The 25,632-nt window shown below is 69.8% G+C and carries 26 protein-coding genes and 2 pseudogenes; 15 read left to right on the top strand and 13 right to left on the bottom strand.

Annotation, left to right across the window (positions count from 1 at the left end; genetic code table 11):
• Positions 1-89 precede the first annotated feature (89 nt).
• The 3 genes and pseudogenes from OG520_RS41775 to OG520_RS41765 form a co-directional block, all read left to right on the top strand.
• Entirely contained in the window at positions 90-704 is a 615-nt protein-coding gene (locus OG520_RS41775; RefSeq protein ID WP_331748461.1) for a TetR/AcrR family transcriptional regulator, read from the top strand.
• Between the two features lie 196 nt (positions 705-900).
• Positions 901-1,836, top strand: coding sequence for a hydroxymethylbilane synthase (gene hemC, locus OG520_RS41770; protein ID WP_331748457.1), 936 nt, complete (start codon positions 901-903; stop codon positions 1,834-1,836).
• A 161-nt stretch (positions 1,837-1,997) separates the two neighbouring features.
• Positions 1,998-2,156: pseudogene (locus OG520_RS41765) on the top strand (GNAT family N-acetyltransferase); the annotation flags it as partial.
• A gap of 97 nt (positions 2,157-2,253) precedes the next feature.
• Here the strand turns inward: OG520_RS41765 and OG520_RS41760 are convergent.
• Both OG520_RS41760 and OG520_RS41755 read right to left on the bottom strand, forming a co-directional pair.
• Entirely contained in the window at positions 2,254-2,715 is a 462-nt protein-coding gene (locus OG520_RS41760; RefSeq protein ID WP_331748454.1) for a VOC family protein, read from the bottom strand.
• A complete protein-coding gene (locus tag OG520_RS41755) occupies positions 2,712-3,299 on the bottom strand; it encodes a DinB family protein (RefSeq protein WP_331748451.1) in 588 nt (195 codons plus the stop codon). The genes OG520_RS41760 and OG520_RS41755 overlap by 4 nt, the downstream gene beginning before the upstream one ends.
• A gap of 62 nt (positions 3,300-3,361) precedes the next feature.
• On the opposite strand from OG520_RS41755, the gene OG520_RS41750 reads away from it, so the two are divergent.
• The gene (locus tag OG520_RS41750) at positions 3,362-4,390 is read left to right on the top strand and encodes a YafY family protein (RefSeq protein WP_331748448.1); all 1,029 of its coding nucleotides are present in this window, start codon (positions 3,362-3,364) and stop codon (positions 4,388-4,390) included.
• A gap of 58 nt (positions 4,391-4,448) precedes the next feature.
• On the opposite strand, the gene OG520_RS41745 is transcribed toward OG520_RS41750, so the two are convergent.
• Together OG520_RS41745 and OG520_RS41740 are read right to left on the bottom strand one after the other, a co-directional pair.
• Positions 4,449-5,198, bottom strand: a complete 750-nt coding sequence (locus OG520_RS41745; protein WP_331748445.1) for a dienelactone hydrolase family protein — start codon at positions 5,196-5,198, stop codon at positions 4,449-4,451.
• A 429-nt stretch (positions 5,199-5,627) separates the two neighbouring features.
• Entirely contained in the window at positions 5,628-6,269 is a 642-nt protein-coding gene (locus tag OG520_RS41740) for a helix-turn-helix domain-containing protein (RefSeq protein WP_331748442.1), read from the bottom strand.
• 70 nt (positions 6,270-6,339) lie between these two features.
• On the opposite strand from OG520_RS41740, the gene OG520_RS41735 reads away from it, so the two are divergent.
• Positions 6,340-7,233 (top strand): NADP-dependent oxidoreductase, encoded by an 894-nt coding sequence (locus OG520_RS41735; RefSeq protein ID WP_331748439.1) that lies wholly within the window; start codon positions 6,340-6,342, stop codon positions 7,231-7,233.
• 80 nt (positions 7,234-7,313) lie between these two features.
• Here OG520_RS41735 and OG520_RS41730 read toward each other — a convergent pair whose 3' ends face one another.
• The 6 genes and pseudogenes from OG520_RS41730 to OG520_RS41705 form a co-directional block, all read right to left on the bottom strand.
• Positions 7,314-7,511: a hypothetical protein gene (locus tag OG520_RS41730; RefSeq protein WP_406016742.1), complete on the bottom strand. Its 198-nt coding sequence runs from the start codon at positions 7,509-7,511 to the stop codon at positions 7,314-7,316.
• The gene (locus OG520_RS41725) at positions 7,508-8,308 is read right to left on the bottom strand and encodes a sugar nucleotide-binding protein (RefSeq protein WP_331749548.1); all 801 of its coding nucleotides are present in this window, start codon (positions 8,306-8,308) and stop codon (positions 7,508-7,510) included. Before OG520_RS41725 ends, OG520_RS41730 begins: the two co-directional genes overlap by 4 nt.
• Positions 8,309-8,433: 125 nt before the next feature.
• On the bottom strand, positions 8,434-10,065 hold the full coding sequence (locus tag OG520_RS41720) for a hypothetical protein (protein ID WP_331748433.1): 1,632 nt from the start codon (positions 10,063-10,065) through the stop codon (positions 8,434-8,436).
• 246 nt (positions 10,066-10,311) lie between these two features.
• Positions 10,312-11,190: pseudogene (locus OG520_RS41715) on the bottom strand (haloalkane dehalogenase); the annotation flags it as partial.
• A 25-nt stretch (positions 11,191-11,215) separates the two neighbouring features.
• Positions 11,216-11,620, bottom strand: a complete 405-nt coding sequence (locus OG520_RS41710; protein ID WP_331748430.1) for a TIGR03618 family F420-dependent PPOX class oxidoreductase — start codon at positions 11,618-11,620, stop codon at positions 11,216-11,218.
• Complete coding sequence (locus OG520_RS41705; protein ID WP_331748427.1) at positions 11,617-12,309, bottom strand: NAD(P)H-binding protein; 693 nt, start codon at positions 12,307-12,309, stop codon at positions 11,617-11,619. The genes OG520_RS41710 and OG520_RS41705 overlap by 4 nt, the downstream gene beginning before the upstream one ends.
• Positions 12,310-12,385: 76 nt before the next feature.
• Here OG520_RS41705 and OG520_RS41700 point away from each other — a divergent pair, with 76 nt between their 5' ends.
• The 5 genes from OG520_RS41700 to OG520_RS41680 all read left to right on the top strand — a co-directional run bounded on the left by OG520_RS41700 (position 12,386) and on the right by OG520_RS41680 (position 16,567).
• Positions 12,386-13,009 (top strand): TetR family transcriptional regulator, encoded by a 624-nt coding sequence (locus tag OG520_RS41700; protein WP_331748424.1) that lies wholly within the window; start codon positions 12,386-12,388, stop codon positions 13,007-13,009.
• 222 nt (positions 13,010-13,231) lie between these two features.
• Positions 13,232-13,906: a helix-turn-helix domain-containing protein gene (locus tag OG520_RS41695; protein ID WP_331749545.1), complete on the top strand. Its 675-nt coding sequence runs from the start codon at positions 13,232-13,234 to the stop codon at positions 13,904-13,906.
• On the top strand, positions 13,903-14,640 hold the full coding sequence (locus OG520_RS41690; protein WP_331748421.1) for an SRPBCC domain-containing protein: 738 nt from the start codon (positions 13,903-13,905) through the stop codon (positions 14,638-14,640). Before OG520_RS41695 ends, OG520_RS41690 begins: the two co-directional genes overlap by 4 nt.
• A gap of 161 nt (positions 14,641-14,801) precedes the next feature.
• Positions 14,802-15,374, top strand: coding sequence for a dihydrofolate reductase family protein (locus OG520_RS41685; RefSeq protein ID WP_331748418.1), 573 nt, complete (start codon positions 14,802-14,804; stop codon positions 15,372-15,374).
• 62 nt (positions 15,375-15,436) lie between these two features.
• On the top strand, positions 15,437-16,567 hold the full coding sequence (locus tag OG520_RS41680; protein ID WP_331748415.1) for a class I SAM-dependent methyltransferase: 1,131 nt from the start codon (positions 15,437-15,439) through the stop codon (positions 16,565-16,567).
• Positions 16,568-16,869: 302 nt separating this feature from the next.
• On the opposite strand, the gene OG520_RS41675 is transcribed toward OG520_RS41680, so the two are convergent.
• Positions 16,870-17,874: a HEAT repeat domain-containing protein gene (locus OG520_RS41675; protein WP_331748412.1), complete on the bottom strand. Its 1,005-nt coding sequence runs from the start codon at positions 17,872-17,874 to the stop codon at positions 16,870-16,872.
• Between the two features lie 6 nt (positions 17,875-17,880).
• Positions 17,881-18,549: a HEAT repeat domain-containing protein gene (locus OG520_RS41670; protein WP_331748409.1), complete on the bottom strand. Its 669-nt coding sequence runs from the start codon at positions 18,547-18,549 to the stop codon at positions 17,881-17,883.
• Between the two features lie 168 nt (positions 18,550-18,717).
• Here OG520_RS41670 and thpR point away from each other — a divergent pair, with 168 nt between their 5' ends.
• The 4 genes from thpR to OG520_RS41650 all read left to right on the top strand — a co-directional run bounded on the left by thpR (position 18,718) and on the right by OG520_RS41650 (position 24,033).
• Positions 18,718-19,320: an RNA 2',3'-cyclic phosphodiesterase gene (thpR, locus tag OG520_RS41665; protein WP_331748406.1), complete on the top strand. Its 603-nt coding sequence runs from the start codon at positions 18,718-18,720 to the stop codon at positions 19,318-19,320.
• A gap of 95 nt (positions 19,321-19,415) precedes the next feature.
• Positions 19,416-20,219 carry a DUF6461 domain-containing protein gene (locus tag OG520_RS41660; RefSeq protein WP_331749543.1) on the top strand — a complete coding sequence of 268 codons (804 nt, stop codon included), beginning with the start codon at positions 19,416-19,418 and terminating at the stop codon, positions 20,217-20,219.
• A gap of 266 nt (positions 20,220-20,485) precedes the next feature.
• A complete protein-coding gene (locus OG520_RS41655; protein WP_331748403.1) occupies positions 20,486-22,072 on the top strand; it encodes an oxidoreductase in 1,587 nt (528 codons plus the stop codon).
• Between the two features lie 245 nt (positions 22,073-22,317).
• On the top strand, positions 22,318-24,033 hold the full coding sequence (locus OG520_RS41650) for an IS1182 family transposase (protein WP_331748400.1): 1,716 nt from the start codon (positions 22,318-22,320) through the stop codon (positions 24,031-24,033).
• A 79-nt stretch (positions 24,034-24,112) separates the two neighbouring features.
• On the opposite strand, the gene OG520_RS41645 is transcribed toward OG520_RS41650, so the two are convergent.
• The gene (locus OG520_RS41645; protein WP_331748397.1) at positions 24,113-24,649 is read right to left on the bottom strand and encodes a hypothetical protein; all 537 of its coding nucleotides are present in this window, start codon (positions 24,647-24,649) and stop codon (positions 24,113-24,115) included.
• A gap of 295 nt (positions 24,650-24,944) precedes the next feature.
• On the opposite strand from OG520_RS41645, the gene OG520_RS41640 reads away from it, so the two are divergent.
• On the top strand, positions 24,945-25,526 hold the full coding sequence (locus OG520_RS41640) for a hypothetical protein (protein ID WP_331748394.1): 582 nt from the start codon (positions 24,945-24,947) through the stop codon (positions 25,524-25,526).
• Positions 25,527-25,632: the final 106 nt, after the last annotated feature.

Here is a 25,632-nt window from a genome sequence, read left to right as displayed (position 1 = left end):
GCTGCTCCGATCCGTCTGATCCGTAATCGACCTGATCCGTAATCGATTTTAGGGTACTGACCGTACCCTATGGGTAGGAGGGGGCCACGATGGCACCCGACCAGCAGCGCGACGGCGCGACCCGGCGCCGGGGCGCGGCGTTGGAGGACGCGATCCTGCGGGCGGCGGCCGAGGAACTGCGGACCGCCGGCTACGCGAGCATGACGATGGACCGTGTCGCGCAGCGCGCCGGCACCAACAAGAACGCGATCTACCGGCGCTGGGCGACGCGCGCGGCGCTGGGCGTCGCGGCTTACTGCCACCTGGCCGACGCGGAGTTGCGGATCCCGGACACCGGGACACTGCGCGGCGACGCGCTGGCGCTGTTGCGCGCGGCGAACACGACGTGGTCGTCACCGCAGGGGGCCGTGCTGCGCGATCTGCTCGCGGCAGCGGCCGACGACCCCGGCCTGCTCACGCTGCTCCGGGAGCAGGCCGGTGGGAGCAGCACGGACGCGGCCTGGCTGACGCTGCTTGAGCGCGCCGTGGCCCGGGGCGAAGCGCCGGCCGGTGCGGTGCATCCGCGCGTGGCGTCGGTGCCGATGATGCTGCTGCGCGGCGAATACGCCCTGCGCGGCCTGCCCGAGGTCCCCGACGAGGTGCTGACGGAGATCGTGGACGAGGTCTTCCTGCCCCTGGTGCGCGGACGCGCGATCGACTGCTGAGCGGCGCCGGGTTGTTGTCCGGCCGCTACGTCGCCGAGGGCTGCTGCCACAACCCGCACGGCCGAGCTGCCACCGGGCCCGCGCCGACGTTTTCCTCGCACAGCTGCCCGATCAAGCCAACTTGCCCGCCACTTCCGCGACATGGGCGCCCGGAGTGCTCGCCGGAACCCGTGCCTGACGGCCTATCGTGAGCGGTATGTCCGCCCCTGAGCTGATCCGTATCGTGTCCCGCGACTCGCCCATGGCCCTCGCCCAGGTGGAGCGCGTCCGTGCCGAGCTGGCCGCACTCCACCCCGCCACCGCGACCGAAGTCGTCCCGGTCAAGACGACAGGTGACAAATGGATGGGCGACCTCTCCCTCGTCGAGGGGAAGGGCGCGTTCACCAAGGAGGTCGACCAGGCGCTGCTGGCCGGGGAAGCAGACCTCGCGGTGCACTGCGTCAAGGACGTCCCCGCCGACCGGCCCCTGCCCGCCGGAACCACCTTCGCCGCCTTCCTCGAACGCGACGACATCCGCGACGCACTCATCCACCCGGACGGCCTGCGGCTGGACCAGCTCCCGGCCGGCACCCGGATCGGCACCTCCTCCGTACGACGCATCGCCCAGCTGGCCGCATCCCACCCGCACCTGGAGTGCGTACCGATGCGCGGCAACGCCAACCGCCGCCTGGAGAAGCTCGCCGCGGGCGAGGCCGACGCCCTGCTCCTGGCCGTCTCCGGACTCGAACGCATCGACCGCACGGACGTGATCACCGAGATCCTGTCGATCGAAGTGATGTGCCCGCCGATCGGAGCCGGAATCCTGGCCCTGCAGTGCCGCGAAGGCGACACCGCCCTGATCGACGCCGTCAGCCCACTCGGCGACCCCGCCACCTACCGCGAGACCACCGCCGAGCGGATGTTCCTCCACGTCCTCCAAGGCCACTGCAACAGCCCCATCGCGGGATACGCCCAGGTCGAAGGCAATGGCGAACTGTCCCTACGGGCCAAGGTCTTCACACCCGACGGCAAGACCGTCCTCAACGCCCACGAATGGGCCGGCCCCCTCGACCCCGCCACCCTCGGCACATCGGTCGCCGTCAGCCTGCTGCGCCAGGGCGCACGCGAGCTGATCGACGGCATCGCGCACTGACGCCGACTCCCGTCCCGAGCAGCCGACACCTCACCGGACCGGACTCAAGGCGCTGTTGACGGAGGCCATGTACGGGATCCAGCACCGGGGCTTGATCGGCCCTCGGGGGACCGTGTGTTGCCCTCCTCCTCGGCGGTCGTGTGTCGGCGGCGCTGATCTCCAGTGACGCCTCCCTCGCCCTCTACCGCAGGTTGGGCTTCGTCGAGGAGGGACGGCTCCGCCAGCATGAGTTCTTCGCCGGCAGCCACCACGACCTGGTGCTGCTCGGCAGCACCGCCGCCGAATACCGGGCCACACACCAGCGCCCGTCGGTACGGTGATGAGCCCCCCGGCCACTGGGACAGGGGGGCCAGGGGACAGGGGCCAGGAGAGGCGCGGGGGAACCCGTTGGGACGTCGTACACGCAGCAGTGCTGCGTCAGTCCAGGCAGAACTCGTTGCCTTCGGGGTCCGTCATCACGATGAAGCCGGCCCTCAGCGGGGGAGCGGGCTCGTCGCGACGTACCCGCTTCGCTCCCAGCGCGACGAGCCGGTCGCACTCGGCCTCCAGTGCCGCCATCCGTTCCTCTCCCCGCAGCCCGGGAGCCGCACGGACGTCGAGATGCACGCGGTTCTTGGCGGCCTTGTCCTCCGGCACCTGCTGGAAGAACACCCTTGGGCCGTGCCCGTCCGGGTCCTCGATGGCCGACTTCGAGTTGCGCTCTTCCTCCGGTACGCCGATCCGAACGAGGAAGTCGTCCCACGCCGCCAGCGGATCGGCGCCCTCGGGCAGATCGACCCCGGGCGGGCCGGGGTGGACGTAGCCCAGTACGTCACGCCAGAAGGACGACAGCGCCCGCGGGTCATGGGCGTCGAAGGTGATCTGGATGTGGCGGCTCATCGGGTAGCTCCGTTCGTAGTGGGATTCATGTGCCGGTAGAGGTCGCGCATCAGACAGACCTCGGACAGGTGGTGGATCAGCTCGCGGTGGATGTGCAGCACCAGATCGGCCGTGGGCGCCTCGGGGAAGGGCTCCTTCTCACCGACCGGGACCCGGAGTCCGGCGTCGCCGAGGCTGCGCACTCCGGCCAGCCAGAGGTCGAGCTGGGTCCGGAGCTGGTCGAGCGCGGTAGCCGCGTCACCGGCGTACTCCCAGCTCTCGTACGACGCCGGAGGCGCGCCGAAGTGCGCCGCGTTGCGCGCGGCGAGCACGCCGACGATGACATGACCGAGTCGCCAGGCGATCGTGGTGAAGGGCGCCGGGACCGGCTGCGGGAAGGCGAAGTCGATCGTGAAGTCCCCGGTACCGGCCTGCACGGGCGCCGTCGAGCTGCCGCGCGGCCACACGTTCCAGGCGTCCGGTACCGGCGACCAGAAGTACTCGTCGTCGGTGAGGCCGTCGAGCCGGTCTCGGAGCTGAGGGTTCCAGTGGAACTCCCACTGCTCGCGCAGCGTTTGGTTCCAGTCGAGTTCGTCTGCGTCCATGGGGCCACCCTGACACCCCAGGCGGACAGAATCGGTCCGCTATCTCTGGCAGGGTGGGCGACATGGACGTGGCAAACGGAGTCGAGCGGGGTACGACGGAGCGGGTGCTCACCCTGCTCGGGCTGTTGCAGCAGCGCCAGGTCTGGACCGGTCCGGAGCTCGCCGAACGGCTCGGGGTCACCCCGCGCACGGTACGACGTGACGTCGAGCGGCTGCGCACGCTCGGCTATCCGGTGCATGCCGGCCAGGGGGTCGGCGGCGGTTACCGGCTCGGCCCGGGGCAGGAACTGCCGCCGCTGCTTCTCGACGACGAAGAAGCGATCGCCACCGCGGTCTCGCTGCTCGTCGGTGCGGGAGGCGCGGGAGGCGCGGGAGGCGCGGGTGGCGGTGCGGTCGCCGGAGCCGGCGACGCCGCACTGCGGGCGCTGACCAAGCTCGACCAGGTGCTGCCCACTCGGCTGCGGCACGAGGTGCGCGCGCTCTCCGGCTCGGTGGAGTCCTTCGGCGGAGGCCGCACGCCGGTCGACCCCGAGGTGCTCATGACGCTGGCCCGAGCCTGCCGCGACGAGGTCGAGGCCGGCTTCGACTACCCGTCCGGGAACGAGGTGCGACGGCGGCGGGTCGAGCCCTACCGCCTGGTCGCCTCCGACCGGCGCTGGTACCTCCTCGCCTACGACCTCGATCGTGACGACTGGCGCAGCTTCCGCGTCGACCGGATGACCGAGGTGTCCGCACGGACCTGGCGCTTCTGCCCGCGCGAGGCACCCGACGCGGCAACGTACGTGCAGGAGGGAGTGGCGAGCCGGGTCTACCCGCACCAGGCGCGCTTCCTCGTGCACGCGTCGGCCGACACGGTGCGCGCGCAGATTCCGGCGTCGGCGGCCGTCGTGCGACAGCGCGGGAGCGAGCGCTGCGAGGTGCTCAGCGGCGCCGCCAGCCTCGACGCCTTGCTCATGCACGTACTCCTGCTGGGGCACGACTTCGAGGTACTCGACCCTCCGGAGCTCGGGAGGCGTTGCCGGGCGCTGGCGGAGAAACTGCTGTCGGCCGGTGCGTCGATCTCACCGCTGCCGGACATCCGGGAGTCCTGAGCCGTGACCACATTGGGCGCCGATCGAGCACTTCCGTCGAGAAATTGAGCCCGGAGCCTCAGCTGTTGGCCAGGGTGCGGTCGAGGAGGGGGAGCAGCCGGTCCCAGTGGTGTTGGAGTGCGGAGGCGTTGAAGGCGTCGGTGTCGGACATGGTGAAGCCGTGGACGCTGCCGGGGTAGATCTCGGTGGTGTAGTCGACACCTGCGGTGTCCAGGGCCTGGTTGAGCTCGCGGATGGCCTCGGACGACAAGTCGTTCTCGGCGAGGCCGAGGTGGACCTGGGCGGTGAGCCCGGGGATGAGGCGGTGCGGGCTGTCGGGCGCGTCGGTGACCAGGCGGCCCGGGTGGAATCCGGCGACGGCGGCCACTTGGTCGGGGTGGGCCGTTGCGGTGCGCATCGCCAGGACGGCGCCCATGCAGTAGCCGATCGTGGCGACCGGCCCGGCGCCGACCTCTGGCTGGGCGGTGAGGAACCTGAGGTAGGCGTCGGCGTCGCGCAGGGCGAGTTCGGCGGTGTGCGCCTCCATCAAGGGCATCAACTGGGCGAAGACCGCGGGTCGGACCTCTGCTCCGATGTGCTCGGGAAGTTCGACCACCGGTGCCGGGCCGTGCCGGTAGAAGACGTTGGGGACGAGCACGTAGTACCCGTGCCCGGCCAGTTCGCGGGCCATCTCCTCCAGCACGGGCCGCACGCCGAAGGCGTCCATGTACAGCAGCACCCCCGGGTGCCGCTCGCCACGGTCGGGAAAGGCGGCGAAGGCGTCGGCCTGGCCGTCCGCGGTGGGAATCTGCACTGTCTTGGTGGGCAAGAGCTTCCTTCCTCGGACCGATGCCGGTGCACGGCCTCAGTCATGGGTTGAGGCCAACGCTACACACTCCATCTCCATCAGATCGAGAAGCTGGAATCCGTCGTGCGTCGCTGCCGGTTCAGGCGAGGGGGCGCCCGGACCAAGGCACGCCGCCGCGGGTCATACCCAGGTCTGACGCCGAGATCCAGGCCCTGGTCCGATGCCTCGGGCAGGCAGGCCAGGACAGGGTCAGGGGTATGACCCACCAGCCGCGGACCACCGGCCTGTCCGGCGGATCATGGCCGGGGGCGCGGCGTCTGGCACGGCACCTCGCGGCGTTGCCGAAACGCCCGGACAGCTCCGCTATCAGGACGCTCCGGCGCCTTGCGATGCACCGCACCAGACGCCGCGCCCTGTCCGACCCTGACCCGCCGGACAGGCCCTAAGCGTTCAGGGACTCGTAACGGCCCGACCGGCGCCTGTCCCACCTGAAGGAACAGTCCCTCGCCCCTGTCGAGAAGGGCAGGCGACCTCCCAGGCCGCCTCGATCATCCGGAAGATCTCGTCCAACGCGGCCTCCGGATCGGCCGCCTCACGGGCCACCGAATAGGCGTCGATCACGAACCTCGCGATCGTCCGGCAGGCCGTTGTGGTCTGTGACAGGCCGGGATCGGCGGCGATGGCCGTTGCCAGCGACTCTGCATGACGCAGTCTCATCGACTCCTCGTACTCCCGCAGGGCAGTTGATTCGTCGATCATGCGCCAGATCGGGGCGGCGCTGTCCGCCGTGCAGTGGCGCACCAGGGCCTGGATCTCGCGGCGCAGCGCAGGGATGAGCGGCTCCTGCGGCGGCCGGGCGGTGACCGTCTGAGTGAGGCGTTGCTCGAAGTCTTGGTCCTGCTCGAACACCAGGGCCTCTTTCGAGGCGAAGTGGGAGAAGAGCGTGGTGACGGCTACATCGGCCTCGGCGGCCACGTCACGGATTCCCACCGCGTCGTACCCGCGTTCCAGGAAGAGCCGCAGGGCGGTGTCGGCGATCTTCTGACGGGTCGCGGCCTTCTTGCGCTCACGGCGTCCGGGCGGCACGGTCATGCGCTAACACTATCAGATACAAAGGTGAAGCAGTTTCTAAAAGCTAACCGTTAGTGTTATGGTCCACCGCATGAAGAGAGTGAGCTTCGCCGAGTTCGGCGGTCCGGACGTCCTGCAACTCATAGATGCCGAGGAGCCCCACGCGGGCCCCGGCCAGATACGCATCGCCGTGCGGGCGGCGGGCGTGAACCCCGTCGACTGGAGGATCCGTGAAGGCCAGGTCCTGGGGGCCCATCCGATCGAGTTGCCCTCTGGAGTCGGGCTGGACGCCTCCGGGGTGGTGGACGAGGTCGGTGAGGGCGTCGAAGGGGTCCAGGTCGGCGACCGCGTGTTCGGCGAAGGTTCGAGCACGTATGCCGAGTTCGCCGTGCTGTCGGCCTGGGCCCGTATGCCCGAGGGGCTGACGTTCGAAGAGGCGGCCGGGTATCCCTCCGTGGTGGAGACCGCGCTGCGCGTCATCCGCGAGGTCGGTGTGCAGTCCGGGCAGACGCTGCTGGTCAGCGGTGCGTCCGGGGGAGTCGGATCGGCGGTGCTGCAGATCGCCCGTGACCGCGGCATCACGGTGATCGGCACGGCTGGGGCCGCCAACCAGGACTATCTGCGCAGCCTGGGTGCCGTCGCCACGACGTACGGCGAGGGCTGGGTCGAGCGGGTGCGGCAGCTCGGCCATGTCGACGCGGCTCTCGACCTGGCCGGCTCGGGCGTGATCCGCGAGCTCGTCGAGCTGACCGGGGATCCGCAGAAGGTGATCTCCATCGCCGATCTCGATGCGCCGGAGCTCGGTGTCCGGTTCTCCGGCGTGGCCGGGAGCGTGCCGGATGCGCTCGCCGAGGCCGCCGGCCTCATCTCGCGGGGAAAGCTCCACATCCCGGTCGAGAAGTCGTACACGCTCGCCGAGGCCGCGGCGGCGCACATCGACAGCCAGGCCGGTCACACACGCGGGCGGCGGGTCATGGTCGTCTGAGCCGTTTCCCGCGCAGTTGCACGGCCCGGCGAGCCGAATTCCTTGGTGGTGGTGAACTGTCGCGGACGCCTGACGGTGAATCACTCGGCGCCGTACCGCCTCTTGACGGCCACCACCTCCTGCACGGCCCCGGCACGCTCAAGCAGCATCGCACCGACCTCACGACCCTCGTGGTGGACGCGCAGTCGCGGGCCGTCGGCTACGACGCGCAGCTGCGGCCACGGGTGGTTCCACAACAGGGCGGAATGCTCCCACATCTGCATCCCGCGTGTGGTCAAGCGCAGTTGGTACTGCGGACTCTCGTAGAGCGAGGGTGGACTGTGGTCCACGTACGGCGGACGGACCGTGTACGTGCCGATGACGTTCTCCCCAGACTCCAAAGCCTCCGCCCGCACGGCGTCCTCGCGGCCCAGCCGCGCGCCGGCCCGGCCCGCGAGCACCGCCACCAGCGCGGTGACGGGCACCAGTACCCACCACGGCGGCGCGACCTCGGCCACAGGGCGGCGGCCAGGTCGGCGACGTGCACCGGACAGCGGATGTCGTCGGTGAACAGGGCGCCGTTGTGGGTGCCGGCGGCCAGTTCGTGTACGAGGCGCTCATGGACGGAGCGCCCGTAGCCGATGATCAGCGACGTGCGGGCGACAACGGCCTCCGGATGCACGACGAGGACGCCGGTCTCCGCTGCCGCCTTTGCTGCTCCGTACGGGGTGATGGGGTCGGGCAGGCAGGTCTCGTCGTAGTGGACTCGGGCACCGGAGAACACTGCGTCGCTGGACACCTGGACCAGGCGGCTGCCGCACTTCGCCGCGGCCATCGCGATCCGGACAGGGCCCTCGGTCGTAGTCGCCCAGTCGGCCTTGCCGCTCGATGCGTCGACGACGAGATGCGGGCGCACCTCGGCCATGACGGCGTCCAGACGTCCCGCATCCCGCAGATCAAGGGCGTACCACTCGGCCTGGGAAGTGTCGCCGGGCCTGGTCGCGTAGGTCGCGGCTGTTGTGTGCCCGGCCGCTCTCGCCTGCCGGATCAGTTCGTTCCCCAGGAAGCCGCTGCCGCCGATGATCAGAGCTGTCATGTGCGACACGGTAGAGGTCCCGGTGGGTACCTGCGGTGGAGATGCCCGGCCTCGCTGCGAGGCCGGGCATGCCGGCGGTCTTTATGGGATCTGTGTTTGGGATCTCTGCATGGGATCCGGGAACCCTAGGTGACCGTCAGGGTCACCGGCCCACCCGGCATCGGGGTGTTGTTCGGGAAACCGAAGGACGAGGACTTGCCCCCACCCGGCATCGGGGTGTTGTTCGGGAAACCGAAGGACGAGGACTTGCCCGCCTGGTCGGACAGGCGCAGGGCGATGCCATACGTCCCGGGGGCCACGGCGGAGGGGAGTGGGAAGGAGAGGGTCAACGGGCCGCTGAAGGTCAGTGAGGCACCGCCGGACACGGCCGGGATCCACTGCCCCGAGGAATCGGTCAGGTAGATGTCGTAGCCGTTGACACCCGCGGTGGTGCCCGAGACGTTGACGGTGAGGCGGATGTCGGTGGAGTGTTCCGTTGCCGGGATGGTGGCGGGGGAGAGCGTGGCCCGGTCGATCTCGGGCAGCACCGTGTCGGGTGCCGAAGTGATCGTCAGGCCGGTCTCCGGTGCGCCGTACTTCGAGCCGTACAGGGCGACGTTCCCGGCGTTGTCCGTGATGATCATGCCGGTGATGCGGCAGGTGAAGACCTGCCGCGGCACGTCGTAGTCCACCGAGACGGTTCCGTCCGCCGCGGTCGTCGCCGTGGTGGAGGGCTGTCGGCAGCCGTTGACGCTGTTGGTGTCCACGACCGCCGACGCGACCCCGCCCGCGTCCCCGTGGGGCCGGAAACCGACCTTGATCGTCCGGGCGCCGTGCCAGGTGTCGACCGGGTTCGGCGTCGCCGTGAATCCGTCCGCGGAGAGCACGTCGTTGGAGGTGACGTGGACGGGCGCGGCCGAGAGGTTGTCGTAGGTGCTGGTGTTGCCCGCGTTGTCGGTGAGCTCGACCCGCGAGACGGTCCACGTGCCCGATGCCGCGTGCGCGGGGAAGGTCACGGACACGCGGCAGGACCCGGCGTCCGTCTGGCCCCACTCGATGTAGCCGCAGCCCTGGTAGCCCTCGTCCCAGGTCCAGACGATGGCGAACGAGCCGGTCAGGTGCTGCCCGCCGGGACCGGTCAGTGTCAGGGTGCCCCCGGAGATGCCGGCCTGGGCGTCGTGCACGTCGAGCTCGTAGGTCATGCTCGACGAGCCCTCACCGGCGTAGACGTACGGCTGCCGTTCGTAGTCCACCGCGAGGTCGTCGTACGTCGGGCCCTGCGTGTCGGCGAGCGTCTTCGCCTCGAACGTGTTGTGGAACGCGCCCAGTTGGGCGGCGTCCCAGTCCAGCGAGGTGCCCTGGGTGTCCCACGCTTCTACGCGGGTGACGGCCCAGGTGACCGACGTCCCGGCCGCGTACTGCGGAACGGCCAGGGTCCACTCGTAGGTGGCCTCCTCAGGCGTCGAGCCGGGCACCAGGGTGATGTCCTGGCCGTAGGAGCCCACGTCATAGGTTCCGACCAGCGGCACGCCCAGGTATGTGCCGGCCGTCGCGCCCTGGCGGCGCAGGTGGACCCGCGCGCTCATGCCATCGGTCTCCGGGGTGGTGTCCCTCATCGTCCAGCGGAGCGTGACGGTCTTGCCGCCGGGCGTCGCGTCCACTGCGGACGGGGTGAAGTCCATGTCGGTGACGGCCATGTTGCCCGTCTCCTGCGCCGCCGCGGTCCCCGTGATCGGCGTCAGGGTCAGCGCGAGCCCCATCCCGATCGCCGTGATCATCCGTCTCAGTCGTATGCGCAACTGTGGGCCCCTCATTCTGTTTTCCGTCGTGTCCCCGTTGCTCGGGGCAAGCGGACTGTAACAGCGCAGTCACTGATCTGTTCGACTGTTTCCGTGCCGGCTCGTCCTCGCCCACGACCACCATCGGGGCCCGGCCGATGGGGATCTCCACGGGCCACCACAGACGCGGCACCGGGTCCCTCGCCATGGGTCCGGAACGATCGGCACCGCCGGTGTCGAGGAACCCTACTGGCGCGCCAGCCCGTGGTGATCGGCCCAGGCGTTGATCGCCGCGGCCAGCTCCTCGGGGCGGTCCTCCGGGGAGTGGTGGCCGGCGAGGCCGTGGTGGGAGACCTCCAGGCCCGCGATGTTCTCCGCGCACCAGGCCACCGTCCCCCGGTCGGTCATCGCCCCCGGGCCCGGCTCGAACGCGGCGAGCAGCTTGGGGACTTCGGGACTGGCGGCCAGCCAGGCGTCGTAGCGCTCGACGCGGGCCACGACATCGGCGGGCTCGCCGTCCAGCGGCATCATGCGCGTCCACGCCAGTACCGGGCGGCGGCTGCGCGGGGTCGAGAAGGGGCGGCGGTAGGCCTCCAGGTCGGCAGGGTCGAGCGGGGTGGCGAGCGTGTTCGGGAGCCCTTCGACGAACAGCGACTTCTCCAGGATCATCTCCTCGCCCACCCCGGGGGTCCGCAGGAGGGTGAACAACTCCCGGCCGGCCGCCGGGAACTCGTCGCCGACCAGCGGCTTGATGATCGTCTCGGTGAAGGCGAGGCCGCGGACGCGGCCCGGGAGACGGGCGGCGCGGTCGAAGGCGAGCGCCCCGCCCCAGTCGTGGCCGACGAGGACGGCCTCGGCCAGGCCGAGGGCGTCGAACCAGGCGTCGAGATAGCGGGCGTGGTCGTCGAAGGAGTAGGCCAGGTCGGGCTTGCCGGAGTCGCCCATGCCGATGAGGTCGGGGGCCAGCAGGCGGCGGCCGGGCGCTGCCACCCCCGGCAGGACGTTCCGCCACAGGTGGGAGGAGGTGGGGTTGCCGTGCAGGAAGACGAACGGCAGCCCGTCGGGGTCGCCGGACTCGCGGTAGTGGAGGGTGGAGTCGAGGACGGGGAGGGTGGGCATCGCGGTGTCACTTCGCTTTCCGTACGGGGATTCAGAGGTTGCGGCTCAGGACGCGGTCGACGGCGATCTCGATGACGACCAGGTCCGGCGGGGCGGGCGGGGCCACGCGGTAGCGGGCGGTGTAGCGGCGGACGGCCTCGGCCAGGTGCTCGGGGTCGTCGGTGACGGCGGCCCGGCCTTCGAGAGTGACCCAGCGGAAGCCGTCCGCCTGGCAGAGCGCGACACGAGCCGCCGGGCCGCCCGCCGCCACGTTCCGGGCCTTGCGCGCTCCCGCCCGGGTGGTCACCCGGACCAGGCCGGTGGCCGCGTCGACTGTGAAGCGGACAGGAGTGACGTGCGGGGTGCCGTCCGGGCGGAGGGTGGTGAGGGTGGCCGTGCGGGGGCGGGTGAGGAACGCCCGCGTGCCGGCCGGGAGTTCGACCGCCGCCCGGCTCATTTCTTCTTCACGCCCTCGTTCCAGATCAGCTTGGCGATGTTCGGCTTCACGGCCGTGGTGATGACGCCCATGGCCGTACGGACGTACCGCCGCTCCTCCAGCTCGCGCAGCATGCTCGCGGCCAGGTCGGCACGGGCGGTGAAGACGCCGTCGGCGCTGGTCTCGGCGGTGTGGTGGTCCGTGACGACGGGGTGCTCGAAGAGACCCGAAGGCCGGACGAGGGTCCAGTCGAGGTCCGTCCGACGGATCACGGCCTCCATGCGGCGCATGTCCTCGTGGAGGGTACGGCCGAGGCGTCGGTTCACCAGCGGGTCGAGCACATGGTTGAAGAAGTGGGCGCCGGTGGGGCGCCAGTCCGGGTCGGCGATGCTGGAGCTGACGGCGAGCAGCCGCTTGACGCCGTGGCGTGCCATGGCCCCGGTGATGGCAGTGGCGCTCGCCGAGTACGTGGTGATGGTCTGCTTGCTGAAGCGCGTGCCCAGCGCGGAGAGTACGGCGTCGGTGCCGTCGATCGCGGCATCGACGGCCGCCGGGTCGGTGGCGTCGGCGACGGCCACGGCGAGGCCGGGGCGCGCGGCGAGGGAGCCGGGGCGGCGGGTCACGGCGACGACCTCGTGGCCGGCGGCGAGGGCATGGTCGGTGAGGTGGCGGCCGGTCGGTCCGTTGGCTCCGAAGACTGCGATACGCATGGTGTCGGGTCATCCCTTCATGTGGTTCGTGGAACGCCCTTGACTGTCCCGATCACCGAACGCAGGCTCAACGCTGATGAATAACGCCGCCCCCGCTCCCGCCCGCACCCGAGGCCGCCCCCGCGGCAACCCGCCGACCCGCGAGTCGATCGTCTCGGCGGCCCGCGCGCTGTTCCTGGAGCGCGGCTACCGGCGCACCACTCTGCGCGCAGTGGCCGGGGCCGCCGGGGTCGACCCGGCGCTGATCGCGTACCACTTCGGCTCGAAGAAGGGCCTGTTCGCGGACGTGATGCAGTTCCAGTGCGCCAACGCGCTGGTGGTGGACGCCGTCCTCGGCGGCGACCCGGCGACCCTCCCCGACCGCCTGATCGACGCGGTGACGGACCTGTGGGAGGACGCCGACTTCCGACAGCTCACCGCCCAGGGCGACGAGGCCGCCGAGGCGATCCGCGAATACCTTGAACACGAGCTGCTGGCCCGGCTTGTTGAATTCCTCGGCGGCCGGGACGCGACCGCACGCGCCACGGCCGTGGTGACGATCCTCGGCGGCCTCATCTACACCCGCTACCTCAACCCCCTCCCCACCCCCGCGAGCCTCACGCCGTCCGAGACCCGCCGCATCCTCACCCCGGCGCTGCGCGCGGCACTGGCCCCGAGGCCGCGCACCGCGGCAACCACCGACGCAGGCCGTCGGGGCTGACCGGCCTCCGGTGGAGGCGCCGTCCGGCCTCGACCACCGCAGCGCCTCCAGTGCCGCTACGCGCCACACGGAGACGTCCGCGTCCTCGCTGACCCGAGACACACAGAAGCCCTGGACCGTACGCGGCGGATTCCGGGGCTTCGTGCTGAGATCTGCCGATCGGCCCGCACCGACAATATTTTGTGTCTTGACAAAATTCTTTATCGGAAGGACTCTGGAACGGTGCTGGACGTCGCTGTGATCGAAGAACCCGCCGCGGCCGAGGCGTCCCTGGACCCGATACGGTCCCGGATCCTCGCCGCCCTGGCCGAGCCCGGCTCGGCCGCCATGCTGGCCGTCCGCCTGGGGCTGCCCCGGCAGAAGGTCAACTACCACCTCAAGGAGCTGGAGCGTCACGGGCTGGTCGAGCTCACCGAAGAACGCCGCAAGGGCAACGTCACCGAGCGGGTGTACAGCGCCATCGCCGCTTCCTACGTGATCTCCCCCAGCGCCTTGGTCGCCGTCAGCCCCGATCCATCCCGGTCCCCCGACCAGCACTCCGCCCGCTGGCTGCTGGCGCTGGGCTCCCGGCTGGTGCAGGAGATCGGCACACTGCTGACCGGCGCGGCCCGGGTTCGGCGGCGGGTCGCCACCTTTGGCATCGACGCCGAGGTGCGGTTCGCCTCCGCTGCCGACCGGACGGCCTTCGCCGATGAACTGGCCCAGGCGGTGGCGGCCCTCGTCGGCCGCTACCACGACGAGGCCGCCCCGGAAGGCCGGAGTCACCGAGTGATCGTCGGGCTCCACCAGATCCCCGCACCGCAGCCAGGCCCCGACGCGCATGCGGCCGGCCCGCAGCAGCAATCCGGGGGGACGTACGAGACCGAACCCGAAGCAGGACAGGACTGCGCACCATGACACACCCATTCGAGATCGAGCTGGAGACGAACCTCCCGGCGAGCCCGGAACAGGTCTGGGAGGCGATCGCCACCGGACCGGGGATCGACTCCTGGTTCATGGGCCGCAACGAGGTGGAGCCACGCGAGGGCGGGTCCGCGGCCATGGAGACCGGGGGCCACCGGGAGGAGGCGGTGGTCACCGCCTACGAGCCCGGCAATCGCTTCGCGACCCGCACGGCCACCGCCGAGGACGGCCGGTTCATGGCCTTCGAGTACCTGATCGAGGGGCGGGGCGGCGGCAGCACCGTGCTCCGCGTCGTCCACAGCGGACTACTCGGCGACGACTGGGAGGACGAGTACGACGCCCTGCGCCGCGGCTGGCCCTTCCACCTCCACACGCTCCGCGAATACCTGACGCACTTCCCCGGGCGCACCGGCGTTCCCGTCTTCGCCCTGGCACCGTCCGGCGGGCGATCGGCACCGGAGGTGCGGGCGGAACTCGCCCGAGGGCTTTCGCTGCCGAGCCCGGTCCCCGTCGGCTCGCAGATATACGCCGCGCCGGCCGGTCTGCCGCCGCTGGACGGCGAAGTCGTCTGGTCCGACGACGAGCGCATGGAGCTCCGCACCGCCGACGGGATCTACACCTTCCACCACGGCTCCGGCATGGTGCTGATGTTCCACCACCTGTTCGGCCCGGACACGGACAGTGCCGAGGCCGCCTGGCAGCAGTGGCTGACCGGGCTTCTCGGCTGACCTCCGCAAGCCACTCAAGCCGCCCGTACGCGCGGCCTGTGCCGGGTCCCGATGCAACGGAAAAGCTCCTGATGCGGCGCTCCGGGATACGTCATCCCTAAGGGCTGTCCGAAGCGGCAGCAAGCAACCGAAAACCAGACACGAGAGACCGAGGAATCCTCATGCGTCCCCTGATCAGCACCGCTTTCATCTCGCTCGACGGTGTCGTGGAGGGCCCCGGCGGCGAACCGGGCTACCGAAACTCCGGATGGACCTTCAAGGACGTCGAGTTCGTCCCCGAGGCGTTCGAAATCAAGGGGCGGGAGCAGAAGGAATCCACCGCGATCCTGATGGGCCGGATCAGCTACGAGGCGTTCAGCCCGGTGTGGCCGGACATGGAGGAATTCGCCGACTACAGGGCGATGCCGAAGTACGTCGTGTCCACCACCCTCACCGACGACGGCCTTGTCTCGAACTGGGGCGAGACCACCATCCTGCGCTCGCTCGACGAGGTCGCCGCTCTGAAGGAGACCGAGGGAGGCCCGATCATCATCCACGGCAGCGCCACCCTCAACCACGCCCTGTCCGACGCGGGCCTGATCGACCGCTACCACCTGCTCGTCTTCCCGCTGCTGCTCGGCGCCGGCAAGCGACTGTTCAGCACCACGGACAAGGACACCCAGAAGCTGAAGCTGGTCGAGTACGAGGCCTACTTCAACGGTCTGCAGAAGAACGTCTTCGATGTCGTCCGCTGAAGGGCTTCGACTCCCGCCCTGCCGTCGCAGCCTCCTCGCGGGTGGGCATAGGGTGCCGCGTCGTGAACACTGACATACCTGATGAGCGGCTGCTCGCCATGGCCAGTACAGCCGGATACGGCGAGTCCGCCGCTGCCCTGGCCGAGCAGTACGAGAGCGTTTCGTTGGACGAGGTGCACCGGGAAGTGCTTCACCTTTTCCCGGCGCAGCCAAGCACGGTCCTGGACATCGGGGCGGGAAGCGGGCGTGACGCGGCGGCCCTGGCCGCGCGGGGACACCGGCTCGTCGCCGCGGAACCCACCGCCGAGCTGCGCGAGCTGGGCGAGCGTATCCACGCAGGACAAGACATCGAGTGGGTCGACGACGCCCTCCCCGGCCTGCCGACCCTGACCAGCCAGGGGCGTCGCTTCGACCTGATCCTGCTGACCGCGGTCTGGATGCACCTGGACGAGCAGGAGCGGACGGCGGCCATGGCCACCCTGGTCAGCCTGCTCGGCAACGCCGGTCAGGTGGTCCTCTCGCTGCGGCATGGTCCTGTTCCCGCCGGTCGCCGCATGTTTCCTGTCTCCGCGCAGGAGACGATCGAGCTCGCCCAGCGGCAGGGTTTGGAGGTCGTGCACCTTGCTCACCGCGAGGATCCGCACGGTCGCACCGATGTCTCCTGGAGCTACTTGGCCCTGCGGCACGCGCCACTGCACCATCGACAGGCGGACGAGCGGGATCTGGCCGCCCTGGTCCGGCTGCGGGACGATGCGGCGCGCTGGCAGATTGCCCAAGGCATCGACCAGTGGAAGCCCGGGGAGCTCGACATTGAGCACTTCCGCACACGACTGCACGACGGAGAGGTCTGGATCGCCGCCCTCGGTCCACACGGACCGATCGCCGGGGCCTGGGAGTTGTGGTGGGACGATCCCGCCGCCTGGGGGCCACAGTCTCCGAACGCCGGTTACGTCCACCGGCTCATGACCGACCGCCGCGTCGCACCGTCAGGCACCGGGCGGCAGATGCTCGCCCAGGCCGAAGCCCGCATCGCCGCCGCAGGCCGGCAGATCTGCCGACTCGACTGTCTGGCCCACAACTACCGGCTCCGGGAGTACTACGAGACGGCCGACTACAACGTCGTCCGTGAGCACACAAAGGACGGCGGACTCGGCCACATCTACGCAGTCACGCTGATGGAGAAACGGCTCTGACCCGCAAGAACGCAAAGCACCGGGTTCCTCCGGCCCGCGTCTGTCAAAGACGCGGGCCGGCAGGGCCCGGTGCCGCACGGACCAGCGCCGCCCCGCTCCCGTGCCGGCGCGGACACTCCACCCCGCACGAGCCTGATCACGATGTCACCCGATGGGGGTGGCTCCCGTTCACCTTGACGATCATGGATCTGTGTCGTTGCTCGTCCCCGTCCCCGTCCCCATGGCCGTGTCCATCCCCATCACTGATGAGCGTGCGAGCAGATGCCCTGGTCAGGGCTCTCACCAACTGGGGGACGGATTCATCATCGTGCGTCTCGCAGTCCGAGAATGTACGTCGCGGTGAGGGAAACGGCACGGTCTTCGTCATGGGACAGATCCGTGAGGGCACGCAACGCTGTGGTTCCCGGGATGTCCGCGAGCGCCTGCGCCAGCCGTCGGCGTGCGGACGGTTCAACGGAGCCGTGGGCGAGGCGGTCAACGAGCCCGGTAGCGATCTGTTCCGCCAACGCGGGACGACCCGCCAGCGCGCCCAGCGCATCGGCGGCATCGGCGTCATTCGTCGCCTCCACGACCATGTCGATGAGGGTCGGGACCGCGTCGGCTGCTCCACGGGCCCCGAGCGCCAGAGCCGCATACCTGCGGACCACGATGTCGGGGTTCGCGAGGGCGTCCTGCAGCAGCGCGGTCGCCTCATCGTTCGGAATCTCGGCGATGGACTGGACGGCACGCTTCCGCACCTCGGCCGCTGGTGAGCGGAGGCCCTCCGCCAGCAGCGCCGATGCGTCATCGCCCGATTGCGCCAAAGCCCATCGAAGGGCTCCGGCGACGCTCGGGTCCGTCTCGCTCAGTGCTGCCTCCACCAGTGCCTCCACTGGCACCGGAACCTCCTCGACCGAGGACAAGGCCGCGCGCTGGCGCGTCCCGGCGCTCTTCGACCCCAACGCCTGGAGGAGTGCGACGATCTGGAGGACGTCCTTCCAGCCGACGGGTTCCGCGGCACCGATCCGACCCAAGCGCGTGAGCAGCTCCGTCTCATGTGCGATGCGTTCTCGCGTCTGGCGGATGAGGTCGTCTACGAGGTCCGGGGGCGTGAAGCCGGGATCATCGAGCGCGCGCCCGACTTCACGCAGCGACAGCCCCAGTGACCGCAGGCTCTCGATATGGAAGATCCGTCGGATGTCCTCGCTGGAATACTCTCGGTAGCCGGCGCCGGTACGACCCGTCGGCCGCACCAGGCCGAGCGCGTCGTAATGCCTGAGCATGCGGGCGCTGACCCCGGACCGCCGTGCCACATCACCGATCAACACTGCCTGTCACTCCTCCTGGCCGGTCCTTCCGAGGACCACGATGCGCTTCGCCTCCTCGATCGCGAACTCGAATCCGGCATCCGGGTCGCGCAACAGCCGCTCCGTGGCGATTGCGTGGGCGCGCACTCGGGGGTCGAGATCCGTCATCGCAGCGTGCAGAGTCGGCAGGATCACCTCACCGAGCGCGATCAGCGCCCGGCTGAGACTCAGCTGTGTCTCGCGTTCGCCGCGTCCGAGCTGTGCCGACAACACCATGGCCAACTCGGGCTCTTCACCCTCGGGCACGAGCGCGACCGCTGCCCGCCAGGCGCTCCGCGCCACCTCGTCGTCGGCGTCGGACAGAACCGCCCGTGTGATCGCCGGCCACGCTTGCCGATCCCCGATCTTGGACAGTGTGTGCAAGGCCTGGCTCCGTGCCTGCGTACGCTCCGAGCGGACTTCATCGATGAGCTCCGGGACCGTCAGCGATGCCGAGTGGCGGGTGAGTGCCCACGTAAGCATTTCGCGCACGTAGAATTCGGGTTCGATCGCGCATCTTTCGATGAGCGTGTCGACGAATCGCGGGTCAGGGGTCGTACCGACCGCCAGCGCCGCCCGCAGCCGTACTGCCGAGCGGCTGTCCGCCAACCCCTGGACAGCGCGCATCGCATCGGTGTCCTGTTTCGCCATGGTCATCGGGACCACCTCCTCGGCCACAGTGAAGACCTTGTCACTGTGCCAAGGTCAAGCGCCGGGGTGCATCATGCGGGACTTCCCCGGCGGCCGGACCGGGCACCCGGTACCTGTACTCGGCCTCGGCACGGGCCTTCGCATCCACTATCCGGATGCGGTACGAAGTCCGATGTGAACGATCAGAATCAGCCCGCGACTGTTCGCGTGTTCATCGCCCTCGCCCCGCCCGACGACGCGAAGGAAGAACTGGCCCGGGAACTGCGCACCGCCTATGACACACACCCTCGGATGCGGTGGAACCGCATCGAGGACTGGCACATCACCCTGGCGTTCCTCGGGGAGCTACCGGTCGAGACAGTTCCGGTCCTGCGCCCGGCTCTCGCCAACCTCGCGGCGGACCACCAGTCACTCCGTTTGGCACTGCGCGGCAGCGGAGTCTTCGACGACCGGGTGCTGTGGAGCGGAATCGACGGAGACCTCGACGAGCTGCACATGCTCGCCGCCGATGTGCGTACCGCCGTCAAGAATTGCGGTGTCACCTTCGAGGAACGACCCCTGCGCCCCCATCTGACGTTGGCCCGTGCCCGCCGAGGAGATCGATCCTCGGCAGGAGAAATCGCCGAGAGGTTCGCCGGATTCACCGGTCGTCGATGGCCTGCCGAACGGCTGCACCTGGTCGGCAGCAACGTCGGCCGGAGCCGAGGACCGATCCACTACCGCGACATCGAGGCTTGGGCCCTCGGCAACGCGAACTCCACCGGATCTCGGGGGTGAGGGGGCGTGGCCGGTGAGTTGGCCGCCGGGCTGCCGGGCCGGGGTCTGACCCGACGCGGATGTCCTTGTCAGTGGTGGCAGACAGACTGTGGTGCATGACTTCGGTGACCGCACATGACTACGCCTGGATACGGTCCTCCCCCTTCTTCCGCTATGCGCTGGAGACCGGGTACGCCCTGACCCTGGTGCACGGCGTCGCTCCGGGGGAGGTGCTGCGGGTCATGGAGGCGGAGCCGCAGGGCATAGGCGCGGGGTTGGACGCGCTGATCGAGCAGCAGGATGAACTGCTCGAAGCGACGGACTACAGCTACGAGTCCTTCATCGCCGGCGCGTTCACCGTGCCGGGCGCGGGCGGCGACTGGACGCTCGTCCTGCACTTCGACGGCGGCGTGGGGATGCAGCCGCGTTTCCTGGAAGCCTTGTCGGCCGGCGGGCGTGCCGTGGGGCACTCCAGCAACGGAGGGAAGCCCATCCACCTGTTCCACTGGTACGAGGACGGGCAGCTCAGGACCGCTTTCGAGTGGCCCACGGCGAGGGACGGCAGCACCCCCGACGCCCTCAACCCGGTGATGCGTGAGGTCGGTTTCCATCTCTCCGACGGCGAGGGCGACACCGGCGTGCCCGTGGACACCAAGGCGGCGGTCCTCGCCCTCGCCGAGCGGCTGACCGGTGTGCGGGTGACGGAGGAACTGCTTCAGGAGGCCGAGTACCGACTCGGGCTCGTACCGGAGGAGCCCGCCGAGGAGTGGACCGGCATCGTCATCGACATCACCGACGCCCACGGGGAACGCCTCTACAAGGAAGTCAGCCGCGAGGAGGTCGAGTCAGCCATGGCGCGCGCCCGCGCCGAGGCCGCAGAACCGATTGTCATCCGCAGGCCCTCATCACCCGCCCCCTGATCCTCACGACGGTCAAAGCGGATCGATGACCGGATCGATGACCGGATTGTGCGGATCGATGGGGGCGGACGAGGCGGGAGCTTCTTGCGTGGCTCAAGCCGGACGGAGAGCGGAGCCAGGTCCGGCGGCAGGCGTATCGGAGTGCTCGCCTGCACGGTGTAGGGGCCCGCTGATGGGCGTCGGCATGCCCATGGCTGCCTCGTTCGCAGGGCCGGGCTTCAACGGGTCTTGTCGTGGGTGGGCTCGAACCGGGATGATCTTCGGTCATGCGTCTCGACGAACTCAACGCTGGTGAAAGTCAGTTGTGGAACTCCTTCGCCCAGGGCGGCGTTGTCGATGTCCGCGATGCCCCGCAAACGGCCGAACCCGCAGTGCGGGCCGAGGTCATTGCGGCGCTGCTGCTGGGCGCCGGCGCCGACCCCGCCCCGGGCGACCGCCCGGCACTGCGCCTGACCGGCGCCCGCATCACGGGCAGGCTGGATCTGCAATTCGCCGAGATCCCCGTGCCGGTCGTCCTGGACGAATGTCGCTTCGACGAAGTGCCCCTGCTCCGGGGTGCCAGGATCCGCGAGCTGGTCCTCACCGGATGCGCCCTCCCGGGGCTCGCCGCCGACGCGGCCCAGATCGACGGCCGACTGGTCCTGTCCCGCTGCCACCTGACCGGGCCCCTCGTACTCACCCGCTCCCAGATCCACAGCGACCTGGACCTCCGCGACACCGTGATCACCGCGCCCGGGACCGAGGCGATATCCGCTGTCCACCTCGTCGCGGGCGGCGACGTGCTGTGCAGCAACCTGGCGGTCCGGGGAGCCTTCCGCTGTACCGGCGCCGCAGTCTCCGGCGAGTTCGACCTGGAGGGCGCCTCCCTGCGCAACCCCGGCGGCCACGCCCTGGACGCCTATCACGTCCGGATCACCGGGGACTTCACCTTCCACCCGGGCTTCAGCGCCGAAGGGCGGATCATCCTCTCCGGTGCCACGGTCGCGGCGGCGATCGGATTCTGTGGGGCCCGGCTGAACAACGCCGGAGGCGTTGCGCTGGAGGCCGTTGACGTCACAGTCGCCCGCAACTTCGACCTCGGCCGAGGGCTCCGCGTCGACGGCGGCATCAAGCTCGACGGCAGCAGCATCGGCACGCAGCTCAGCTTCCGCGATGCCACGCTGACGAATTTCGGCGGCACCGCCCTGTCCCTGCGGCTGGCTCGCGCCCGGGAGACCGATCTGCGCACCCGGCAGCCGATCGACGGCACCGTCGACGCCGGCAATGCCCAGCTGGGCACCCTGTACGACACCCCCGACACCTGGCCCGCCGACCTCCGACTGGCCGATACCACCTACGACGCACTCGCCAGCCCCCTGACAGCCACCGAACGGCTCGACTGGATCCGGCACAGCACCGACGCCTACCTCCCCCAGCCGTACGAGCAGCTCGCAACCGCCTACCGACGGCTCGGACACGAGGACGAAGCACGCACGGTGCTTCTCGCCAAGCAACGCCATCGCCGTGCCATGCTCCCCCTGCACACCCGCGTCTGGGGCTACATCCAGGACACAACCGTCGGCTACGGCTACCGGCCACTCCGCGCCGGCCTCTGGCTCATGGCGCTGCTCGCCTGCGGCGCGCTCTTCTTCGCAGCCCATCCGCCCGCACCTCTCGAAGCGGAGAAGGCGCCGCCGTTCAACGCCGTCGTCTACGCGCTCGACCTGCTCGTCCCGATCACCGCCTTCGGACAGGACGTCGCCTTCGCACCACGAGGCACCGGTCAATGGCTCGCGTACGCGCTGACCGCTGCCGGGTGGATCCTGGCCACGACCGTCGCCGCCGGCATCTCACGGGCGATCAACCGCCAGTAACGAACCGACAGCCACGACGTGACGCGGTGGGCACGCTCAGGCGCCCTGCCCGTAAAGAACCGGCCGAGGCGTAGTGCGACTGCGGTCGGCCCCCGCTGTCAGGTCGTGACGGGCCGCCGGGCCAGTACTCGGACTTTGACGCCGACCACGACTCTGCTGCGCAATTCCGTGCGGGGGTGAAGGTGGGCACGGGATGATCGTCTGTACGGTCGTTGTCCTGTCGTGCGGCCGTGGGGGTGGTGTGGATGTCGATGCGGCCGGAGGGGCTGCCGGAAGTCCCGGAGCAGACCGTGATGGTGGCGCGGGCGGCGTTCCCGCAGGGGAGCCTGGCGATACGGGTGCGAGACCGGCTCGCGGAGGTTTTCGCGGACGAGCCGTTCGCGTCGGCGTTCGGGGTGCGTGGGGCTCCGGGTTTGTCTCCGGGGGTGTTGTGCCTGGTCACGGTGTTGCAGTTCGCCGAGGATCTGACCGATCGGCAGGCCGCGGCGATGGCGGTGCGGGCGATCGACTGGAAGTACGCGCTCGGGGCGGAGCTGACGGACACCGGCTTCGATGCCAGTGTGCTGAGCCGGTTCCGTTCCCGCCTGTCCGACAACGGCATGGAACGGGTGGTCTTCGACCGTCTCCTTGAGTACTGCGTGGAGGAGGGGCTGGTCGCGGCCGGGGGCAGGCAGCGGACCGATTCCACCCATGTGATCAGTGCGGTGCGGGACTTGAACCGCCTCGAGCTGGCCGGGGAGAGTGTGCGGGCGGCGCTGGAGGCCCTGGCTGTCGCGGCGCCGTCGTGGCTGGCCGGGCAGGTCGATGTCGCCGAGTTCGCTCACCGGTACGGGCCGCGGGTGGACGGCTGGCGCATGCCCGCCTCGCAGACGAAACGCGACCGGCTCGCGCAGGTCTTCGGCCAGGACGCGCTGGCGTTGTGCCGGGCGGCCTGGTCACCCGGCACACCCCCATGGATCCGTGAGATCGAGTCCGTACAGATCCTGCGGCAGATCCTCGTCCAGACGTACTACCTGAGCACCGACACCAGGGGACGGGAGGTGATCAAGAAGCGGGCCGCCGACGACGAGGGTGTCCCGCCCGGTCATCGCCGCCTCGCCTCCCCCTACGACGCGGACGCACGCTGGGCGGCCAAGGGCGAGGGCCTGTTCTGGATGGGCTACAAGGTCCATCTCACCGAGACCCGCGACACTCCCACCGAAGCCGAAGCCGAAGCCGAAGCCGGTGTCCGGGCGGCACCGAATCTGATCACGGACGTGTGCACCACCGATGCCACCGTGCCCGATGTGAAAGCGACCGCCCCGGTCCAACAGCGCCTGGCCGAGCACGGCATCAGGCCCGCCGAGCACTACCTCGACTCCGGCTATCCATCCGCCGACCTCATCGCCGCCGCGCTGAAACAGGGCACCCGTATGGTCACCCCGGTTCTGCTGGATCATTCCGCCCAGGCCAAGGCCCACGCCGGCTTCGACAAGAGCGCCTTCATCATCGACTGGAGGGCCCGCCAGGTCCGCTGCCCCGCCGGCAAGACCAGCGCGCACTGGAACCCCGTGAAACAGCACGGAACGGACGCGATCGTCATCACCTTCGGCGTCCGCACCTGCCGCCCCTGCCCCTTCCGCGACCAATGCACCAGCTCCGCGAAAGGCCGCCGCATGCTCACCCTGCGCCCCAGAGAGCCAGAAGAAGCCCTCACCCAGGCCCGCGCCGAGCAGAAGACCGAGACGTGGAAGGCCAAGTACGCCCTGCGAGCGGGTGTGGAAGGCACTATCAATCAAGCCCTCGACATCACCGGCATACGCCGGGCCCGCTACCGCGGGCTACCGAAAGTCCGCCTCCAACACGCCTTCTCCGCCACCGCACTCAACGTGATCAGACTCGACGCCCACTGGACCGGACACGACCAGCATCACACCCGCAGCAGCCGGCTCGAACGCCTCGCCTACCGACTCACAGCCTGACCCAGGAATTGCGCAGCAGAGTCGACCACGCCCCCGGAGCCCAGGGATACGGGGCAGGCTCGGGCTGAGATGCTGCGCGTCAGTCCTGGTCCGCCGTGGACAGGGCTTCGGTGACCATGCGGGTGGCGAAGTCGCGGTCGCCGGTGAGCCGGTTGATGTGCTCCGCGAGCAGCAAGGCCGTGGCTTCCAGCGAATTCATCTCGCCCTCGGTCCAGTCTCCGTACTGCTTGCGCCACAGACTGGGGCTCAGGCCGGTACCGGCTGCGACGACCAGTCCGGCCATGGTGGGGATTGCTTCGGGACGGATGCTCTTGGGCATCATGCGCATCGAGGCCACGAAGCCGGGCACCACGTACTCGATGACGTCCCTGTCGTGCTGTTCGTAGGCCATCCGCAGCCACTGCATGAACATGTAGATGAGCGTGCACGCGCCGTCCAGCACGTCATTTGCTTCCTCGGGGCCCAGTGACGCAGCGAATTGGTCCATCAATTGCCGCTGTTCGGGGTCGGTCCCGGCCTGGCCGTCGTAGACGGCTTTGAGTCGAGAGTCGATTGCCATGAGTGCTACCCCCACATCGCCGGCAGGAGCGTACTGGGGGTCGCAGGGTGATGACACTGGTGTCCTCCTCGGGTGACCGTGGGCAATACGGCGTGTTCGTACGGTAGCCGCTGACGAGGTGGCGGTGCGCCGTGCGGAGCTGTTCGTGGGCGGCCTGGACACGGATGCCTGCGGTGTGCTGAGGACCACAGAGGGGAGCCCAAGTACCGGACGTCCTCGGGCGCTTCGGCAACGCGGCGCGGTGCCGGGCGGAGCGGGCCGTCCGGGCGGGACACCCGGCCCGTACGGCATGGCGCTCAGGGCCCCGACGACCCGCGGGGGATGCCGATGGCTTCCCGTGCAGGAGAGGCCCGTGAGTGATCCCGGCCCCAGAGTGCCCCCGAGGCCGGCATCCGCAGTAACAGGCGATGGCATTCCCGCTCCCGGGGTCATCGGCGTCGGGCTCGCCGCAGTGCTGACGTTCGCGCTCGCCCAGGGCTCGTGGCAGTGGTTCGCCACGTTCATCGGGGTGACACTGCTGGCGGTGATGTTCGCCTTCCAGCGACGGGCGGAGTGGACGCCGGGCATCCGCTCGGCGTACATGCGCGGCTTGGTCGCGTACGCGCTGGTCGTCGGCCTGTGTGTGGCCATCGCACTCGCCCCCCTGCTGCAACGCCAGGCCTGGCTGTTTCCGATGCCGGGCACGCGCGGCGACTGCGAGCTGCTCGGCAGGTACCAGGCCCTCCAGGCGGAGGCCGCGCTGGGGAACCTGGCTGGCAGTGACGACGCAGCCCTGGCGTTCGCGCGGGAGGACGAGGGTACGGCCGTTGCCGACTGCCTGGCGGCCACGACGACCATGTGGCTGCCCCGGTACGGGGTGGGGGCGGCGGTGCTGGTGGGGACGGGTGCCTGGTTCCGCGACCGGACCCGGGCCCGGTCGCGGGCCAGACCGTAGGGCCGGGTCCGGAGGCCGGCACCGGGACCGGCGACCCAGACGTACTGGAGCACGCTCTACGGATCGGAGCTGGTCGGACGTAAAGGTGAGGTCGGGTACGGGAACT

Origin of the sequence: Streptomyces sp. NBC_00984 (assembly GCF_045162475.1) — a bacterium.
In the GTDB taxonomy this organism is placed as follows: domain Bacteria; phylum Actinomycetota; class Actinomycetes; order Streptomycetales; family Streptomycetaceae; genus Streptomyces.
This window is presented reverse-complemented; position numbering and strand designations above follow the sequence as displayed.

Bases quoted from the DNA above. Each gene is read 5' to 3' on its own strand.
- OG520_RS41775 (WP_331748461.1), top strand. From the start codon at position 90: ATGGCACCCGACCAGCAGCGCGACGGCGCGACCCGGCGCCGGGGCGCG.
- hemC (WP_331748457.1), top strand. From the start codon at position 901: ATGTCCGCCCCTGAGCTGATCCGTATCGTGTCCCGCGACTCGCCCATG.
- OG520_RS41760 (WP_331748454.1), bottom strand. From the start codon at position 2,715: ATGAGCCGCCACATCCAGATCACCTTCGACGCCCATGACCCGCGGGCG.
- OG520_RS41755 (WP_331748451.1), bottom strand. From the start codon at position 3,299: ATGGACGCAGACGAACTCGACTGGAACCAAACGCTGCGCGAGCAGTGG.
- OG520_RS41750 (WP_331748448.1), top strand. From the start codon at position 3,362: ATGGACGTGGCAAACGGAGTCGAGCGGGGTACGACGGAGCGGGTGCTC.
- OG520_RS41740 (WP_331748442.1), bottom strand. From the start codon at position 6,269: ATGACCGTGCCGCCCGGACGCCGTGAGCGCAAGAAGGCCGCGACCCGT.
- OG520_RS41735 (WP_331748439.1), top strand. From the start codon at position 6,340: ATGAAGAGAGTGAGCTTCGCCGAGTTCGGCGGTCCGGACGTCCTGCAA.
- OG520_RS41725 (WP_331749548.1), bottom strand. From the start codon at position 8,308: ATGACAGCTCTGATCATCGGCGGCAGCGGCTTCCTGGGGAACGAACTG.
- OG520_RS41720 (WP_331748433.1), bottom strand. From the start codon at position 10,065: ATGATCACGGCGATCGGGATGGGGCTCGCGCTGACCCTGACGCCGATC.
- OG520_RS41710 (WP_331748430.1), bottom strand. From the start codon at position 11,620: ATGAGCCGGGCGGCGGTCGAACTCCCGGCCGGCACGCGGGCGTTCCTC.
- OG520_RS41705 (WP_331748427.1), bottom strand. From the start codon at position 12,309: ATGCGTATCGCAGTCTTCGGAGCCAACGGACCGACCGGCCGCCACCTC.
- OG520_RS41700 (WP_331748424.1), top strand. From the start codon at position 12,386: ATGAATAACGCCGCCCCCGCTCCCGCCCGCACCCGAGGCCGCCCCCGC.
- OG520_RS41690 (WP_331748421.1), top strand. From the start codon at position 13,903: ATGACACACCCATTCGAGATCGAGCTGGAGACGAACCTCCCGGCGAGC.
- OG520_RS41685 (WP_331748418.1), top strand. From the start codon at position 14,802: ATGCGTCCCCTGATCAGCACCGCTTTCATCTCGCTCGACGGTGTCGTG.
- OG520_RS41670 (WP_331748409.1), bottom strand. From the start codon at position 18,549: ATGACCATGGCGAAACAGGACACCGATGCGATGCGCGCTGTCCAGGGG.
- OG520_RS41660 (WP_331749543.1), top strand. From the start codon at position 19,416: ATGACTTCGGTGACCGCACATGACTACGCCTGGATACGGTCCTCCCCC.
- OG520_RS41655 (WP_331748403.1), top strand. From the start codon at position 20,486: ATGCGTCTCGACGAACTCAACGCTGGTGAAAGTCAGTTGTGGAACTCC.
- OG520_RS41650 (WP_331748400.1), top strand. From the start codon at position 22,318: ATGTCGATGCGGCCGGAGGGGCTGCCGGAAGTCCCGGAGCAGACCGTG.